We start from the raw sequence: 200 nt of genomic DNA, 5'->3' as shown, positions 1-200 counted from the left end.
TATAATATTTTCCCTTTGGAGGTATACCCAAGTCTGGCTGAAGGGATCGGTCTTGAAAACCGACAGGCGGGTCAAACCGCGCGGGGGTTCGAATCCCTCTACCTCCTCCATTTATATATATGCGGAAGTAGTTCAGTGGTAGAACATCACCTTGCCAAGGTGGGGGTCGCGAGTTCGAACCTCGTCTTCCGCTCCATTCG

2 tRNA genes are annotated in these 200 nt (G+C 51.5%); both read left to right on the top strand.

The annotated features are described in order from the left end of the window. Window positions 1-17 precede the first annotated feature (17 nt). A tRNA-Ser gene (locus KMHG_RS18575) sits at window positions 18-110 on the top strand. Between the two features lie 11 nt (window positions 111-121). Further along, window positions 122-196 (top strand) — tRNA-Gly (locus tag KMHG_RS18570). The last annotated feature ends 4 nt before the right edge of the window (window positions 197-200 follow it).

The sequence above is a fragment of the Kurthia massiliensis genome, from assembly GCF_000285555.1.
Taxonomy (GTDB): Bacteria; Bacillota; Bacilli; order Bacillales_A; family Planococcaceae; genus Kurthia; species Kurthia massiliensis.
Note: the sequence above shows the minus strand (reverse complement) of the source record. Positions and strands in the feature narration are given on the sequence as shown.